Origin of the sequence: Larkinella fluvii (assembly GCF_051857545.1) — a bacterium.
Taxonomy (GTDB): Bacteria; Bacteroidota; Bacteroidia; order Cytophagales; family Spirosomataceae; genus Larkinella.
This window is the reverse complement of sequence record NZ_JBPZHB010000007.1, coordinates 137,045-152,679: the sequence shown is the minus strand read 5'-3', so window position 1 is coordinate 152,679 and position 15,635 is coordinate 137,045. Positions and strand designations below refer to the sequence as shown.

The window sequence follows — 15,635 nt, the reverse complement described above, 5'->3', positions numbered from 1 at the left end:
ATCCGTTTCATCCGTGTTCCCATCCAACTTTTGATCAGTTAATTCTCAATCATCACCACTTCCAGCCCAAAAGGCGGCAACTTTTTCGCGACGGTTTTCTGACTTCCCGCCGTGAATTGAAAATCGGAAGGCTGGGCGCTGTTGTTCAGCAAAACCACAAATACCTTGTCGTTTTTCTCTGCTTTCGCCAGAATATAATCCACCGACGCGTTATCGATCTTCACCAGCTCTTCGTCGATCAGCAGGCTGGCCTTCTCGCCATTGACCATCCCCGGCGCAAAACCGTAGGTCTGGTGCGGCCCCACTTTGGGCGTCACAAAACCGCGTGGAAAAACCACTTTCCCTCCTGAACGCAGTTCGGCTTCGGCCAGCAAATAATCCGTCAGCCAGCCTACCTGCCACCAGGCGTGGTGTGGATACGGCCCCGCGCCCCGGTTCATGGCCTGCCAGTAGTACGAAGCGACACTCGTTTTGGGGTCGACAAACGCATCGCGGCCAATGGCTGCGGCCCGCGCCATGTCGGCAAAAATCGGTTCCTTCGTCAGTCCATACATCCGGATAAACATCCCGGCGTGGCTGGCGAGTTGAATCGGGCCGAGCCGCGTGGCCGAGCCGAAAATACCGCCGTGTTCAAAACTCAGACCCGCCTGGCTGATTTCCCAATCTTCTTTTTGCGCGCCATTCACGGTTTTCATTTTGTGGCTGGCAATCGGGTGTGTATAAATCGAGGTGGTGTACAGCTTGGCAGACGTGATGGCGGCTGCTTTGTAGCGTTCGTCCTTCGTCAGATCATACAAATCCAGAAACGCCTGGGCCGACTGGCCGGTAGCAAAATCCGGCGCGTAGCGGGCATCCCCGCAAACGCCGAGAAAACGCCCGGTTTCGACGGCATTTTTGATCAGCCAGTCGGCTCCTTTCCGGGCTGCCGCGAGGTACTTGGGGTCTTTCAGGATGCGGTGGGCGACAATCATTCCGTAAAACGTCGGTCGAACATCCTGCACGTCCTTGAAAATTTCCTGCTCCGTTTTCTTGTCGTAGGCCACCGCCCAACTGCCATCCGGTTTTTGCCAGGTCAGCAAGCGCTCGGCACCAAACCGCAGCCGCTCCTTCAACTCCTGATCCTCCGGTTCAAACAGCATCATGTTCCCAATGTCGAGCAAGGTGTAATACGTCAGCGCAATCGGTTCAACCACCGCGCCCCACTCTTCGACAAACTTCTTGGATTTCGCCAGGTAATACTGACCCTCAACGGCTCCCTTGAAAAAACCGTTGTTGGTTTCCTGCTGCACCAGCTTGAAGTTTTCGGCGTAGGGCAGCACATTTTTCGTCAGCAACGAGTCGCCGGTGGCCGTTGCCAGCATCCACATCGCGCCGTAATCGGAGTTTTTCATGGCGTCTTTGTTCGAGCCAACCACGCCCCCCAGATACGACTGCGCCCCGATTTTTTTGCCTTCAAATTCCTCCACATTCCAGAGCGACGTTTTCGGGTCGGTCAGGTAGTGGTGCATCTTCTGGATGCGGTCGGTCAGCGATTGTTTGCTTTGCCGCAACGCCAGCGATTCTTTGAACTGATAAATATCGTACACCGTATGATTCAGCGCCTTGAACCAGTCGCCGTCGGTCAGGCTGTAGCGGAACGTGTAGCTGATACTTTCTCCCGACTTCAAAGCCGACTTGGGTTCGCCCAGCACCGGAAAATACAGCGTCGGCGAAAGCTGGGCTTTGCGGTTCATGTGTGACAGGCCGATGTTCCAGTCGATTTGCGTGATTTTGTCGTTCGCCCACGGATCGCGGGCCAGACCAGGTTCCGGAATGACCGAGAGCGTCAAGCCGTTTTTGGTGCTGATCATCGGACTGAGCGTACTGGCACAACGTTCGCGGTAGATGACGGGCAGACTCGGAATGCCGTGTCCGTAGGCGTAGGCCAGCACAAAATTCGGCTGCATGGTATTCCCCTGAAAATACCCAGGCACAGTCGCCCACGCCAGTGTTTGTTCAGAAACCGTGGCAATCGAAGGACTCGCCAGCGAAAAATACCCGCCCTTTTTAGCGACCAGCGTTTGCTTAACCACAATGTCCTGCGGGAATTTCGGGTCCAGACTCCATTCGGTGCTGATCGTGGCCGTTTCGGTTTCCTGTCGGAAAGTCAGGCTGTTTTTACCGGCCTGTTTGCCTTCTTTCGGGAAAAAATGGGTGGCCTGTCCGGCGGTATTTAGCGAAACCGGGTTCGTGCTTTCGGCCCATTGTTTCGTCTGGTAATGGTAATGTTCACCCGGAAACTCTTCGCCCGTGATGGTTTTGAAGGTTTGCTGGGGCAGTTCCGACGGTTTTTCGGCGGCATACAACACCGTGTTTTCGCCGGACGCCTGAGCGAAGGTCTGCCATTGTTTCCCTTTCTGAGCGGCTACTTTCTGCAACCGCCAGCCCGCAGCCGTCGATTCCCACACCAACTGAACTTTTCCGTTCGACAGGCTGAGTTGCTTCGACGTCTGGGCAAAACCGGTCAGACTGAGGAATCCAAGTACAATACTAAGGCTGTATTTCATGATACTATAGAAATTCGTTTAAGACTGAGCCTGCGGGTAAGAGCAAGCGGCCTACGATTAAAAGCCCACGGTTTGAACCGTGGGACAACCGGCCCGAAATCTCATCCCCGGAAACCGTTTTAACGGTTTTGAAATCCGTGAACAAAACCGTTGAAACGGTTTGAAATCCGGGTTGCGATTTTCATTCATTCCCACGATTGAAATCGTGGGCTGGTTTCCAAATTATTTCATATCCAATTCATTCCCTATTTCACACGTAAAACGGCTTCTTTTTTAAACGCGCCCAATCCGTACGAAACCCGCAGAACCTCGTTTTTGCCAACCGAAACCGGACCGCCCGCCAGATCGATCACCTGTTGAAAAGCTACGCCGTTCGGACCCTGCTCGTCCAGCGTAAACCGTGTTTGCTTTCCTTTTCCATCGGTCAACACAACCACTGCCTGTTCGGCTTTCTGACTGTCCAGGTTGAGCGGTGCCGTCAACCGAACGCCGACTTTCTGGCCCGGTTTGACTTCCTGAATCCGGTTTGTGAAGGTCGCGTCATAGAACTCGACGTTCGTTACATCAGCGGCCAGATACGCCAGTCCGGCAATCCAGGCGGTATTGAACGTCACCCAACCTTCCGTATGGCCGGGGTCGCCGGAATACGGATCGTACGGATAAACGCCTTCTTTGGGTGAACCATCCAACACACCGCGAACCGTCTGGAGCAGAGCGGCTCCGCCTTCCAGTTCCTTGAACCAGCCCAAATCGGCCCCTTTGAAATCGGTCAGGGCATCGTAGCAGAAATGCCGCCCGGTCGGGTTGCGACCGTAGACGTTGTCCATCTGTGACGTGGCCAGTTCGCGTAATCGTTTCCTGGTTTTTGCATCCGTCAACACCGACGCAGCGGCCAGGGCTGGAGCCGGAAAACCGGCGATGTTCCCGGGTTCGTTGAAACTTCCGGTCGGGTTATAGGTGGGGTCGGAGGTGGCTTTGATGTCGGCAATCACCCATTTGTTGTAGGCGTATTTGCGGTAATCCCACAGGTTATCCGACCGTGAAATGATGACGTTCGCCCATGCCTGAATTTTTTCGGACAGGCCTTTTGGGGCTTTTTGGGGATATTTTTTCAGAAAATAGGCCAGGGCATCCATCGTGACGTACTCGTTCATCCGCTGGCCTTTGGTCGAAGTAGGGTCCTGCCAGTCGAGGTTTTTGATGAGCCAGTCGGTTTGCTGGAAGGCGGCTTTGAAATACGCGTCGGCATCCTTCCGGCCTTCGCGTCTGGCAACTTCATACAGCATCAGATTCGGCACAATCGAATGCCCCGGCGGAAACTGCCCCTTGCCGGTTCCGATCAGCGTATAGGTCTGAAACAGGTTGGCCGAATGCTCGAGGTCATACCAATGCCAGCGGTCTTTGTTTTCATTCCCCCAGATTTTGAAGAGGTAATCTCGGGCTTCGGCATACACTTTTTGCGGAATGTACGGACTCAGATCGGGGTAGGCATAGACAAAATACGCCAGTTGTTCTTTCAGCAGCGTGTGATTGACCTGACCCCTAAGATACACATCGACGGCCCAGTAAATCAGCCGGACAATCTCGGGCGTATTTTCAGGGAGTTTTTCACGTACTCCCGTATAAATTCCCTCGACGGGCATCCGCTCGGTCGAAAACGCTTCGGGATTCGCGGAATACAGCGCGATCAGCGCCGGAAGTTCAAACGAAAACTGGTGGCTGTCGCGCCAGGCCACGCCCAGCGACGGGCAGTCCGCACTTTTATCCGTCGGTGAATACCCATCCGAATTTCCGTACCAGCAACGGTCGTCGATCATAAACGCCAGCGCGGGGCCATACGAAGCCTGTTCGATGACATAGGGTGCAATGTCGAACGGAAACGAGGTGCCTTTTTTCTCACCATCCACCACAATCGTGTAGGGGCCGGAGTTCGTCGGTTGAAACGCCGTAAAATCGCCGATGTGCCCTTTGATGGTTCCGAAGAACGGTTTTTTACCGTCCGAATCCACGACGGAAAACGCCGTGCCATCCACCGCCAGTGGTGCCGTAAACCGTTTAGGAGCTTTCAAATTATAGCCGATCTGATTCACAAAAACAGGCTGCGGATCATAGGCATAGACTTCAAATTCAGGAAAACCGGTGGCTTGTTTGGCAGTATATTCTACCCGGATTTGATCCGTCGTCACCGGCTCAAAAGCAATCAGGGCTTTGTCGGGTTGGGGATTGTTGAACACCTCTTTCCAGGCTCCGCCGGTCGAGACCCGAATCCGCACCTTGTCTTTGCCGCGAAACCCGCGCAGCAACACCCGGTCGATGGCATACGGTTTTCCCAGATTCACTTCAAAATGATTGACCGGAGCCGCTGGTGAGGTGTACCAAACCGTCGCGTCATTCCCATCGACCAGATGCTGAAAAGGGTTGTCGGCAATCACCGGATACCCCGAAACCGCTTTTCCTTTGGCCAGATTGACCAACTGGGCATGGACTGCATCGCGATGGAAAAGCAGCACCGCTGTCAGGGTGATCATGCGCAGGCAAACCGGGATGTTGGGGAACGTTGAAGGCATGTTGAAAAAAGTATAAGGTTTGACGTTTAAGGTTTAACCCGGGAAAGGGGCACATCTCGAATTTAAAGACATGCATCAAACCTTAAACGTCAGACTTCAAACGACAAAAAGTTAAGGTTTGGCCGCCGTGGGTTCGTCCTTGATAATCGCCATGAATTCCGGCAGGTGTTCCTGATAGACGCCACGCGGTGTCGTGTTGTATTTCTTGGCCACATAAGCCGCAAAACCAACGACTTCGCCCATCATGCCGCAGGTCCGCATCACGCGGGTGCTGCCAAATGCTACGTGCGTCGTGCTGATGTTACGTCCGGCCATGAACAGGTTCGTAATGTTTTTGGAATACAGACAGCGGTACGGAATCGTGTAGGGAGCTACTTTGATGTGCTTCGTTCCGGCAAAAAACTCCTGACCTTCAAAGTATTTGCTGTTTTTGGCGTCCGGGAAATGCAAATCGATCGTCCAGGTGGCGGTGACGGTGCCATCCGGGTGTTGTTTGCCGTCCTGAATGTCCATCTGGGTCAGAATGTGGTCGCCCAGCAGTCGCCGGGATTCGCGTTTGCCGCCGATGTAGGCGACCCAGGCCAGTTCGCGTTTGCCGTATTTGGCTTTTTTGTTGTTCTTCAGATACGACCAGTTGCCGTAAACCGCCCGCAGGTTGTGGTCGCGGATTTTCTCGGCGTCGGTGATGGTGTTGAGATTCCCGAAACCGGTTTCCCACTGCCAGTCGGCCCGGGCTTCGTCGATGTGGTATTCGTCCGAAAAAGGGAGCGCCCAGGGTGTTTCGGGGAACGACGAAACCGTGTCCCGCTCCAGCGATGCCCACAAATTCGAGGTGCCGAGCGTAAAATTATCCGCTTTTTCAGCCGCCAGCGACTCGCCGGTTTCGGCTTTGCTTTCCCGGCCAAACCGGTAGTCGGCTCCGGCCAGATAGCCCAGCGTGCCATCGCCGGTGCAGTCGGAAAAGTAGGTCCCCGTAAACCGAACTTCTTTATTGGTGGCAATGTCCCGCCCGATCACGGCGGCAACGGCATTGCCTTTTTTCTCAATTTTATAAACGTGGGTATTCAGATACAAGGTGATGTTTCGTTCGGCTTTGATGATGTCCGTTTTCCGGGCATCGCCGTATTCCAGCCCGTCGGGGTGTCCGTTCCCCGGATCGCCATTGTCCATTTCCCGGACAATCCGGCCCAGTTTGGGATAATGGTTTTTATCGACATCGCCCCGCAAATGCACCCGAACTTCGGAGCTGTTGTTGCCGCCCAAAACCGGACGATCCTGAATCAGTGCCACCTTCAATCCCATCCGCGACGCCGAAATGGCCGCGCAGGTTCCGGCAATGCCACCGCCCACGACGACTAAATCGAAATTTCCGGCTTCGGTGGGTTTGCCGGTCAGGTTCAGTAATTTATTCCGAAAAGCGGTCAGCTCTTCCGGTTTGTCAGACGGCGTAAACTTGGGGGCATTGGTGAACAGAATGGCGTCGCAGCGTCCGTTGAAACCGGTCAGGTCGTGGATTGCCAGTTTTACCTGATCGCTTTTGACATCAATTTCGCCACCGGAATACCATTTCCAGGCATCCGAGCCACTTTCGCCAAAGACGGTTTTCAGCGGTTTTCCATCCACGACGACCTGAAATTTTCCCGGCCCTTTCGGAAAGGGTGCCCAGTCTTTGGTGCGAACCCAAACCTGGTATTTGCCTTTTTTGGGGAAATTGACGTTTGTCACGGCATCCTTCACGGGCCGACCCATACCGTGGGCCATGAGGTAGGAGGAGCCCATGACCACAAATGACTGCTGGTCGATGACCCAGCCGCCTTTGTTGTCAAACGATTCCGTTTCAACGAAGACGTGATCCTGCGCAACGAGTTGCAGAGAGGCCAGGAGGAAGAGAAATGTTCGGAAAAGGGTTTTCATAAGGTTATTGGTTGTGTTTGCTTGAAGCCCCTCAATCCCCTAAAAGGAACGTGGACACAGCATCCTCCGGATGCAAAAAGTCCCCTTTAGGGGATTGAGGGGCGTTTTGTTTTATAGGCAGTCATCTTTGCAAGAACATCCCGGTTTTTGGGATGAAAAGCCGTCAGGACGCGGTAAATTTCGGTTGCATAATCGGGATTCGGATTTGTCAAATGAGCGGCCAGATTTTGCATCGCTTTTTCCGGCAATTTCGGTTGGTCGGCCAGCAATTTCAACAGCAAAGCAAACTGCTCGGAATTGGTTTTGACCAAATCCTTCGCCGTCATTTCGGCCAATGGCGCGCGGAACGGGATTTTGGTCAGTTTTTTCAGAATTACGAGCTGCAAAGGATAAGGTGCCGTTCGATACGTTTCCCACAACCAAACCTGTCGGCTCGGGTCGAAAAAATACGGATCACCGATCTTCTGCAACGCAAATCGCGCCGTGAACACGTTCTTCCCGCGAATGATCTTCAGAACATCCGTGCTGAACGGTTCAGCCAGCTTTCCGGTTTTGTCGATCACCCGCTCCATTGCCCAATACTGGTAAAAATGGTTGGTGCCGGTCAGAAACCGGTGGAGCAACGGCTCACTTTTGTAGCTTTCCGTAATTTTCAGCATTTCATCGACCACCGAACCGTGGGCGATGTGCCAGAGGGTATAGCAGGTATAAACCGCCCCGTCGATCACTTCGTTTTTGACGGTTTTCAGGGTCGCTCCGGCTTTGGCATCCACCGAATCAGCCAAGTTTTCGGTGCCTTTTCCGACCAGATCTTCCATCGCAATATCCTTGAGCAGCGAGTTCGGGCGACTCAGAATGTCCTGCAACTTGTCGTAGTCTTCCTGTTTAAATTCCCGGTGGTCCATCTTGGTCAGCACCTCGCCGGGTGGAAAATCGAAGCGGGTGTAGTTACCCAGCAGATCCCAGTAAAAATTGATATACACCGGTTTGCACTCGCCCGTGAGGCAAACCGGTGTGAAAATATTCCGGAAGAAATACGACGGTTGGTCGTTTTCGTCCAACGCCAGTTTCAGCGTGTACGTCGTGGTGTCGTTTTCGGTGATGGTAAATTCCCGCACGTTTTCCGGCTTCGTTTCCGCAGCCGCAGCCACTTCCGAAAACCGAAAAAGCAGCAGAAAGACCACTACTCCGAAAAACAAGCCACCCAATCTTTTCATGTTTAACGTTGTGTTTTTTTGTGATATTCGGTTTTCGGTATACGGTTTACGCCGTGCCGTCGTTACGGTGGACTGACGTAAACCGTATACCGAAAACCGTAAACCGATCCACTATTTCCAATCCGGATTTTGCTCCAGTTTCGGATTAGCGTTCAGTTCATCCTGCGGAATCGGGAAGTATTTGTTCTTTGCCGTGACGTTCCGAACGGGATACACCGGGTTGACCGCTTTCGGAATAACCGTCAGGAATTTACCGGTGCGGGTGAGGTCATACCAGCGGTCGCCTTCGGCAAAAAACTCCCACGCCCGTTCCTGCAAAACCGCTTCGATGAACGCATCCTTGCTCAAACCTGTCGCCAGATCGGCCAGCCCCGCGCGTTTCCGGACGGCGTTGATGTAGCCATAGGCAGCAGGCGTTGCGCCGTTCAGCCGGGCTTCGGCTTCGGCAGCAATCAGGTACATGTCGGCCAGCCGGAAAATGGGAATGTTTGGAATCAAACCCTGGGTCGAAATGGGGTCCTGGTATTTCTTGATCAGAACGCCTTCGGTCGTAATCGGCGTAATGCTTCTCTGTGGGACGGTTTTGCCGGTTTTATCCACGTATGTCGTGTCCAATAACTGCCGACGTTTGTCCTGTGCCGAAAATGATTTGTAAAAAGACATATAGGCGAACATCGATCCGAACGTCGTCCGGCCATATTCCGGTCCGCCACTAGCGGCCGGGCCACACAGCCCCACCATCTGGTGCGACCGGCCCGGGGAAATTGGATCGACTTCGTAGGCCCACATGTTTTCGATGCGGGCAGCATCTTCCTGATCATATTTGTAAACGTTGCGCACATCCGGTATCAGGGAATATTTTCCCGACGTGATGACGGCCTGCGCTTTTTCGAGGGCTTTGGCCCATTCTTCGTTATACAAAGCCGCCTTGGCGTAAAGTGCATTGACCACTTCCTTGGCCGGGCGACCTTTGTCTACGGCTGGATAGGAGGGCAAGCCGGCGGCAAAGGCCAGGTCCAGATCGGCATAAATCTGCTTGTAAACCTCGGCTTTCGGACTTTTGCCAACAATGGCGTCGGCTTCCGAATAACTGGGCGTGGTTTTGATGGGGACGTCGCCGAAGTTTTTGGTCAGCATCCAGAGGTAGAACGCCCGCAGGAAATAAGCCTCGCCAATGATTTGTTTTTTGCGGGTTTCGTCCATTACCGCATCCGGCACCTTGGCAATGATCCAGTTGGCTTTTTCAATGCCGTCGTAGCCGGATATCCAGATTTGTTGGGGTGATTCGTTGGTTCGTGAATTGCTTTTCTGGGTGGTGTAATTGACGTCGTAGGTGAAGAGGGTCAGCGTGTTCCGGCCCACCACACCCCGTGGATACGTCTGGTCATCGCTGAAATCCGCAATCAGGGTTCCGGCTGGGCCGCTGTACATATCCGCGAAGGGATCATATGCTGCCACCAGACCTTTCTCAGCGTCGGCAGCGGTTTTGTAAAACGCTTCGGTATAGATGGACGAATAAATCGTTTCGTCCAGTTCGCAGCCCGTCAAACAGAGGGCGGCTAGTATCGGGATGACTATCTTTTTCATAGTTTCATTTAGTGATTGAGTGGATGAGTGATTGAGTGCAGGCGGGTAAACCGCTCAATTACTCATCCACTAATTAAAACGTGACCTGTAAACCGCCGAGGAATGACCTGGCTTGTGGATACACCAGATTGTCGATGCCAATGGCGGTATTTGAACCGGCATACGTATTCACTTCCGGATCGAAACCACTGTAGTTGGTGAGTGTGAACAGGTTGTTGGCGCTCACATACACCCGGATTTGCTGAATTCCCTTGATGCGGGGAACGGTATAGCCGAGCGTCAAATTCTTGCAGCGCAGGTACGAACCATCTTCAATCACCTGGCTGGTGACCGGCAAACGACCTGCCTGCGCACCACTCACATAGGTATTGCTCGGATTGGTGGCCGACCAGCGGTTGGCAAGACCCGCGAATTGATTCCGTTGTCCCAGCGGCATCTCGAACGATAGACGGGCCGCGTTGTAGATGTCATTGCCCTGTGAACCCGACAGGAACATGCTCAGATCAAAGCCTTTGAAGGATGCGTTGGTGGAAAAACCGTAGATAAAATCCGGGTTCGGATTGCCGGTAATCATCTGATCGGCGGCCGAAATAGCACCGTCGCCATTGATGTCTTTCACTTTCAGACCCCCCAGACGGCCATCGTAGCCGGGCAGAATGGTTTCGCCGGTCTGGTTGATGCCGTCATACACATAGGTTTTGAATAGACCGAGGGGTTGACCGACTTTCAACACGGAATAGGCCGTAATGAACCGTTCCTGCGTGGTGCCACCGTCCAGATCCACCACCTTGTTGCGGTTGAACGTCATGTTACCGGATACACTCCACTTCAGCGGGCCGTCCAGAATGCGGGCGTTCACCGCCAACTCCAGTCCTTTGTTTTCGAGCGAAGCGAAGTTGCCGGTAATCGTGCTGTAGCCCGAACTCAGCGGTAGCGCTTTCACGTACAGCAAGTCTTTCGTGGTTTTCTGGTACGCATCGACGATGAAACTGATCCGGTTGTTGAGCAGGCTGATGTCGAGGCCAATGTCGGCCTGGGCCGAACGTTCCCAGCGTAGATCGGGGTTGGCAATCCCCGACGGGTTGATCCCGGTGACGAAAAGGTGATTCAGGTTATAGTCGCTGCCTGAAGCTGCCACCGTCGCCAGCGATTGGTAGGGGCTGATCCCGGCCGCATTCCCGGTAATCCCGTAGCTACCCCGCAGTTTCAGATCCGAAAGCCAGGAAAGGTCTTTGGCAAACGGTTCCTCGATGATCCGCCAGGCCGCCGAAACCGCCGGGAACAAACCATATTTGTGGTTGGCTCCAAACTTGCTCGACCCATCGACCCGCGCCGTCAAATCCAGAAAGAACTTGTCCTTGTAACCATAATTGACCCGGGCCAGGTAGGAATCCAGGCGCTGCCGGTCCCGGCTGCTCGTTACCGTCCGGTTCAGTGCCAGTTGCAGGGCTTCATTTTGGGTGGCATCGTTCGGAAAACCGTTGGCGTTGATCTGGTTGGAATTGTATTGTTCCGATTGCGACGCGACCACCGCCGTGGCTTTAAAGGTGTGGTTGGTGGCGAAACTCGTGCTGTACGTTAGAATACTTTCGTGTAGCAGTGCCAGACCATTGCCGTTGACTTTAAACCCGGAGCCGGAATTGTCGTTCAGGTCCGACCGGTTGACGATGGAGCGGGGGGTGTAGCCGTCGCGCAAATTGCTTTGAATGTCAGCGTTGAAAGAAGCCCGGTAGTTCAGGCCTTTCAGGATGTTGAAATCGGCGTAAAAATTGACCAGCGTTCGTTTGATGGCGTTCCGGTTCAGGACGCTGGCAAAGTTGAGCGGATTGGTGACTTCCCGGTATTGACCACCGGCCTGCTCACCAAACGGAAACAAGGTGCCGTCGGTCCGGTAAGGCACCAGCGTTGGCGGTGCACCAATGGCCGCGCCCAGGATGGAAGCCGTTACGACACCCGCATCGCCGATGGTTTGTGAACCCGTCGTGATGCCCGAGTTGATGGCGTAACTGCCTAAGATACTGGTACCAATCTTGACGCGGTCGCTCACTTTGTGGTCCACATTCAGCCGGTACGAATAGCGTTTGAAGGCGGAATTGATGATAATCCCGTCCTGATCGAAGTAATTGGCCGACAGCGCCAACTGCGTTTTCTCGGTTCCCCCGTTGATCGACAACTGGTGGTTCTGGATGGGTGCTTCGCGGAAAATCAGGTTCTGCCAGTTGGTGCCTTCACCGAGCGAAGCCGGGTTTGGGTAATAGTTGTTTTTGAAAACCTCGTTTTCCAGTTGGGCAAACTGTGACGCATTCAAAACCGGCAAGGTTTTATTTACTTTCTGAACACCGTAGTAACTGTCGACGGTAACCCGGGTGGCCCCGGTTTTTCCGCGTTTGGTCGTGATCAGCACGACGCCATTGGCCGCCCGTGAACCGTAAATGGCCGACGCCGAGGCATCTTTCAGGATTTCTACCGACTCGATGTCGTTGGGATTGATGGTCGAAAGCGGGCTGACGTCGTTGATGCCGCCACTGTTGGAAATCTGAATGCCGTCGACGACATACAGCGGTTCGGAGTTGCCATTGATCGAGTTCGTTCCCCGAATCCGGACGCTGATGTTACCACCCGGCGCGCCGGTATTCTGGTTGACCTGCACCCCGGCCACCCGGGCTTGCAACCCCTGCGCCACGTTGGCGACCGGCGTCTGGACCAGATCGGCGGCTTTCACCGAAGCAATAGCCCCGGTGGTTTCGACTTTGCGCTGGGTTCCGTAGCCAACGACCACGACTTCGCTCAACGCCCGGTCGTCCGACACGAGGGATACGTCGATGGTGGTGCGGTTCCCGACTTTCACTTCCTGCGAAGCGTAGCCGATGTAGGAAAAGGTGAGCGTGGCCGATTCGGCAGTTCCGTCGGGCAGGGTCAGCGAATACTGGCCATTGACATCGGTGGTCGTGCCTTGTTGAGTGCCTTTCAAAATGACGTTGACACCCGGCAACGCTTCCGTACCGGACGTAACCCGGCCACGGATGGCGGCACCACGGCCAGCCTGAGCAAAAGATGAGAAAGAGAGGGGCAGCAAGAGGAGACAGAGTAGTCCGCTTGCCAGCCAGTTAGGTTTAAGAGGCCGCATACGTAAATCTGGACATTGTCCTTATGGTTAAAGGTTGGTATTGAAAATTTACAATTTAAGAAAAAGGGTCAGCCAGTTTAGTTCGATAAGACGGTTTGACCGTTGAATAAGTCTTTTACCGGGTTAAAACCAACTAAATCTGGTTTTTTTGCTTTTCCTGATTGATATTACGATCAAATAGTAATTTTGAAAAGAAAAAATAGAATTATATTTTTGGGAATGTTCCCAAAATCATGGGAACATTCCCAAAAATAAGACGCAATTGCCGGGAATCGGGTTATATTATTGGCCTGAAAAGGTGTTATTTATTAAAATAATACTATTTATGAAGAACCACCAAATTACGATCATCGACATTGCCAACACGCTCAACCTGTCGAAGTCAACGGTTTCGCGGGCGTTGACGGGGCATCCGAACGTGAAAGTGAAAACCCGGGAGCGGGTGCTGGAACTGGCGGCCGAACTCGATTACCAGCGCAACCAACTGGCGATTTCATTGCTGACCAACCGGACGCAGACCATCGGCATCATGGTGCCGGAGTTTCTGAGTTCTTTTTTTCCGAAGGTGATCATTGGGGCGCAGGATGTCCTGGCCAAAGCGGGCTACAACGTCGTGATTTGCCACTCGAATGAGTCCTACGAAACGGAGATTGTTAACACCAAGCTGCTGTTAGCCAGTCGGGTAGACGGAATTCTGGTTTCGCACACGAAGGAGACGCGGAACTTCGAGCACTTTAAGATATTCGACCGGAAAGGGATTCCGGTGGTGTTTTTCAACCGGATTGTCGATGAGATGAGCGTGTCGAAAGTGGCCGTCGACGATTATGAAGGTGCTTATCAGGCCGTCGAGCACCTGATCAAAACCGGCAAACGGCGGATTGCCCACCTTTCCGGGCCGGATTCGCTGCAAAACAGCCGCTCCCGCCTGAACGGCTACCGGGATGCGCTGACGAACCACCAGATTCCGATCGATCCGGCGCTGATTATTTCCTACGATCTGACGCTCGACAAGGCCAATATTTACGTCAACCATTTATTGAATCTGCCCCAGCCGCCCGACGCCCTGTTTGCGATCAATGACCCCACGGCCATCGAAGCGTTGAAAGTCATTAAAAGCCGGGGGCTGCGCATTCCGGAAGATATTGCCATTGTCGGTTTCAGCGACGACCCGATTTCGGCCCTCATCGAACCTGGCTTGACGACGGTTTCCCAACCGGTCGACGAAATTGGCCGGGAAGCCGCCCGGCTGTTGCTCAATCAGTTGGCCGCCGACGACGAACGCCCGGAACCGGAGCTGGTCGTGCTGCCGACGCGGTTGATTATTCGGGGGTCGACGGTAACCGGCGAAATTCCGATCGGTTTTGGCGATCAGACCAGTTTGCCTTCTTTCTGAAATTCCAGCCGGATGCCTTCCACCACATCGGCGGTTGCCAGAACGTCGGTTTTTCGGCTGAGCGCGCGGAGGGCGCAAAACTGGATAATGTTGAGAATGGCCGCGCCCGAAAGTTCGTAGCGCCCGGCCAGTTGCTCCATCGGAAGCTCGAGGGCCAGCCGGGCGGAGGGCGGCAGGCATTTCTGCCACAGCAGCAAACGTTCGGCCGCGTTGGGCAGCGGAAAATGAATCATGGCCTGAAACCGCCTTGCAAAAGCCGGATCGATGTTGCTCTTCAGGTTGGACGCCAGGATGACCAGACCGTCGAATTCTTCAATTTTCTGCAACAGAAACGCCACCTCCTGATTGGCATAGCGGTCGTGGGCATCGCGGGTTTCGGTGCGTTTGCCGAAGAGGGCGTCGGCTTCGTCGAAAAACAGAATCCAGTTTTTGGCGTGGGCTTTATCGAACAGATTGGCGAGGTTTTTCTCCGTTTCGCCGATGTATTTGGAAACCACCAGTGACAGATCAACCCGGTAAACCTCCCGGTTCGTGTATTTGCCCAACAAGGTCGCCGTCAGGGTTTTACCCGTACCGGGAGGGCCGTAAAACAACACCCGGTAGCCGGGTTTCAGCCGTTGCCCCATCTGCCAGTCCGTTCGCAGCGTGTCGTAATGCTGAATCCAGTGTTCGATGTCGCGAATCTGCGTGAAGGTTGGCGCGGGCAGCACGAGATCGTCCCATTCCATGTCGGTACGGATGCGTTGCGCCGGGAAATTCATGCTCAGGGCCGGTGCCGACACCCGCCCGGTGGTAAACAATTCCACATAGTCAGGATCAAGAATCAGCCGACCACTCAGGCGCGGTTCGCCGGGTTTAACGTCTTCAAGATACAGAATCCGATCGCGGGCAAAAAAATGATCGGGGCTGAAAAGGTTATACAGTGCCAGTCGTTTTTCGAGATCGTTCCCCGCCAGCACAAACAGGGCGGTTTCGCCGGTGGGCAGTAGCCCCCGGTGGTTGGAACCGCGCACTCCACCGAATTCCGGGAAATCCCCGCCATCGGGCAGGTGTTCGCGGATGAGGGTGTCGAAAAAACCGGGCTGAAAGTGGGGAGCGAGGGCGAGGAGGAGAATGGTGCTTTCATCCTCCGTAGCAGATTCAAGTAAATAATGGCGGGGTGGGGGAACGGTTGCCGGATTTTCGATTGATGAACCATTTTTCGGACTTAACTTAAGCCTGATTTTATCCGCCAGCCAGTGTACTAATTCGTTATAGATAGGAAGGCTCACATTCATACCGTTA

Annotated in this window: 8 protein-coding genes; 1 reads left to right on the top strand and 7 read right to left on the bottom strand. The window is 53.8% G+C overall.

Annotated elements, in window-relative coordinates:
• Positions 1 to 38 precede the first annotated feature (38 nt).
• The 6 genes from ACS5NO_RS19515 to ACS5NO_RS19490 form a co-directional block, all read right to left on the bottom strand.
• The gene (locus ACS5NO_RS19515; protein ID WP_439416700.1) at positions 39 to 2,546 is read right to left on the bottom strand and encodes a glycoside hydrolase family protein; all 2,508 of its coding nucleotides are present in this window, start codon (positions 2,544 to 2,546) and stop codon (positions 39 to 41) included.
• A 245-nt stretch (positions 2,547 to 2,791) separates the two neighbouring features.
• Entirely contained in the window at positions 2,792 to 5,113 is a 2,322-nt protein-coding gene (locus ACS5NO_RS19510) for a discoidin domain-containing protein (RefSeq protein ID WP_439416699.1), read from the bottom strand.
• 111 nt (positions 5,114 to 5,224) lie between these two features.
• The gene (locus tag ACS5NO_RS19505; protein WP_439416698.1) at positions 5,225 to 7,027 is read right to left on the bottom strand and encodes an FAD-dependent oxidoreductase; all 1,803 of its coding nucleotides are present in this window, start codon (positions 7,025 to 7,027) and stop codon (positions 5,225 to 5,227) included.
• Positions 7,028 to 7,113: 86 nt separating this feature from the next.
• Entirely contained in the window at positions 7,114 to 8,244 is a 1,131-nt protein-coding gene (locus ACS5NO_RS19500; protein WP_439416697.1) for a hypothetical protein, read from the bottom strand.
• 111 nt (positions 8,245 to 8,355) lie between these two features.
• Positions 8,356 to 9,831 carry a RagB/SusD family nutrient uptake outer membrane protein gene (locus tag ACS5NO_RS19495; RefSeq protein WP_439416696.1) on the bottom strand — a complete coding sequence of 492 codons (1,476 nt, stop codon included), beginning with the start codon at positions 9,829 to 9,831 and terminating at the stop codon, positions 8,356 to 8,358.
• Positions 9,832 to 9,904: 73 nt separating this feature from the next.
• Positions 9,905 to 12,958 (bottom strand): SusC/RagA family TonB-linked outer membrane protein, encoded by a 3,054-nt coding sequence (locus tag ACS5NO_RS19490; protein ID WP_439416695.1) that lies wholly within the window; start codon positions 12,956 to 12,958, stop codon positions 9,905 to 9,907.
• Between the two features lie 325 nt (positions 12,959 to 13,283).
• On the opposite strand from ACS5NO_RS19490, the gene ACS5NO_RS19485 reads away from it, so the two are divergent.
• Entirely contained in the window at positions 13,284 to 14,351 is a 1,068-nt protein-coding gene (locus ACS5NO_RS19485) for a LacI family DNA-binding transcriptional regulator (RefSeq protein ID WP_439416694.1), read from the top strand.
• On the opposite strand, the gene ACS5NO_RS19480 is transcribed toward ACS5NO_RS19485, so the two are convergent.
• Complete coding sequence (locus ACS5NO_RS19480) at positions 14,327 to 15,628, bottom strand: ATP-binding protein (protein ID WP_439416693.1); 1,302 nt, start codon at positions 15,626 to 15,628, stop codon at positions 14,327 to 14,329. The genes ACS5NO_RS19485 and ACS5NO_RS19480 overlap by 25 nt on opposite strands.
• Positions 15,629 to 15,635 lie beyond the last annotated feature (7 nt).

Coding starts and splice junctions, on each gene's coding strand:
- ACS5NO_RS19485 (WP_439416694.1), top strand. CDS start 13,284: ATGAAGAACCACCAAATTACGATCATCGACATTGCCAACACGCTCAAC.
- ACS5NO_RS19505 (WP_439416698.1), bottom strand. CDS start 7,027: ATGAAAACCCTTTTCCGAACATTTCTCTTCCTCCTGGCCTCTCTGCAA.
- ACS5NO_RS19515 (WP_439416700.1), bottom strand. CDS start 2,546: ATGAAATACAGCCTTAGTATTGTACTTGGATTCCTCAGTCTGACCGGT.
- ACS5NO_RS19500 (WP_439416697.1), bottom strand. CDS start 8,244: ATGAAAAGATTGGGTGGCTTGTTTTTCGGAGTAGTGGTCTTTCTGCTG.
- ACS5NO_RS19480 (WP_439416693.1), bottom strand. CDS start 15,628: ATGAATGTGAGCCTTCCTATCTATAACGAATTAGTACACTGGCTGGCG.
- ACS5NO_RS19510 (WP_439416699.1), bottom strand. CDS start 5,113: ATGCCTTCAACGTTCCCCAACATCCCGGTTTGCCTGCGCATGATCACC.
- ACS5NO_RS19490 (WP_439416695.1), bottom strand. CDS start 12,958: ATGCGGCCTCTTAAACCTAACTGGCTGGCAAGCGGACTACTCTGTCTC.
- ACS5NO_RS19495 (WP_439416696.1), bottom strand. CDS start 9,831: ATGAAAAAGATAGTCATCCCGATACTAGCCGCCCTCTGTTTGACGGGC.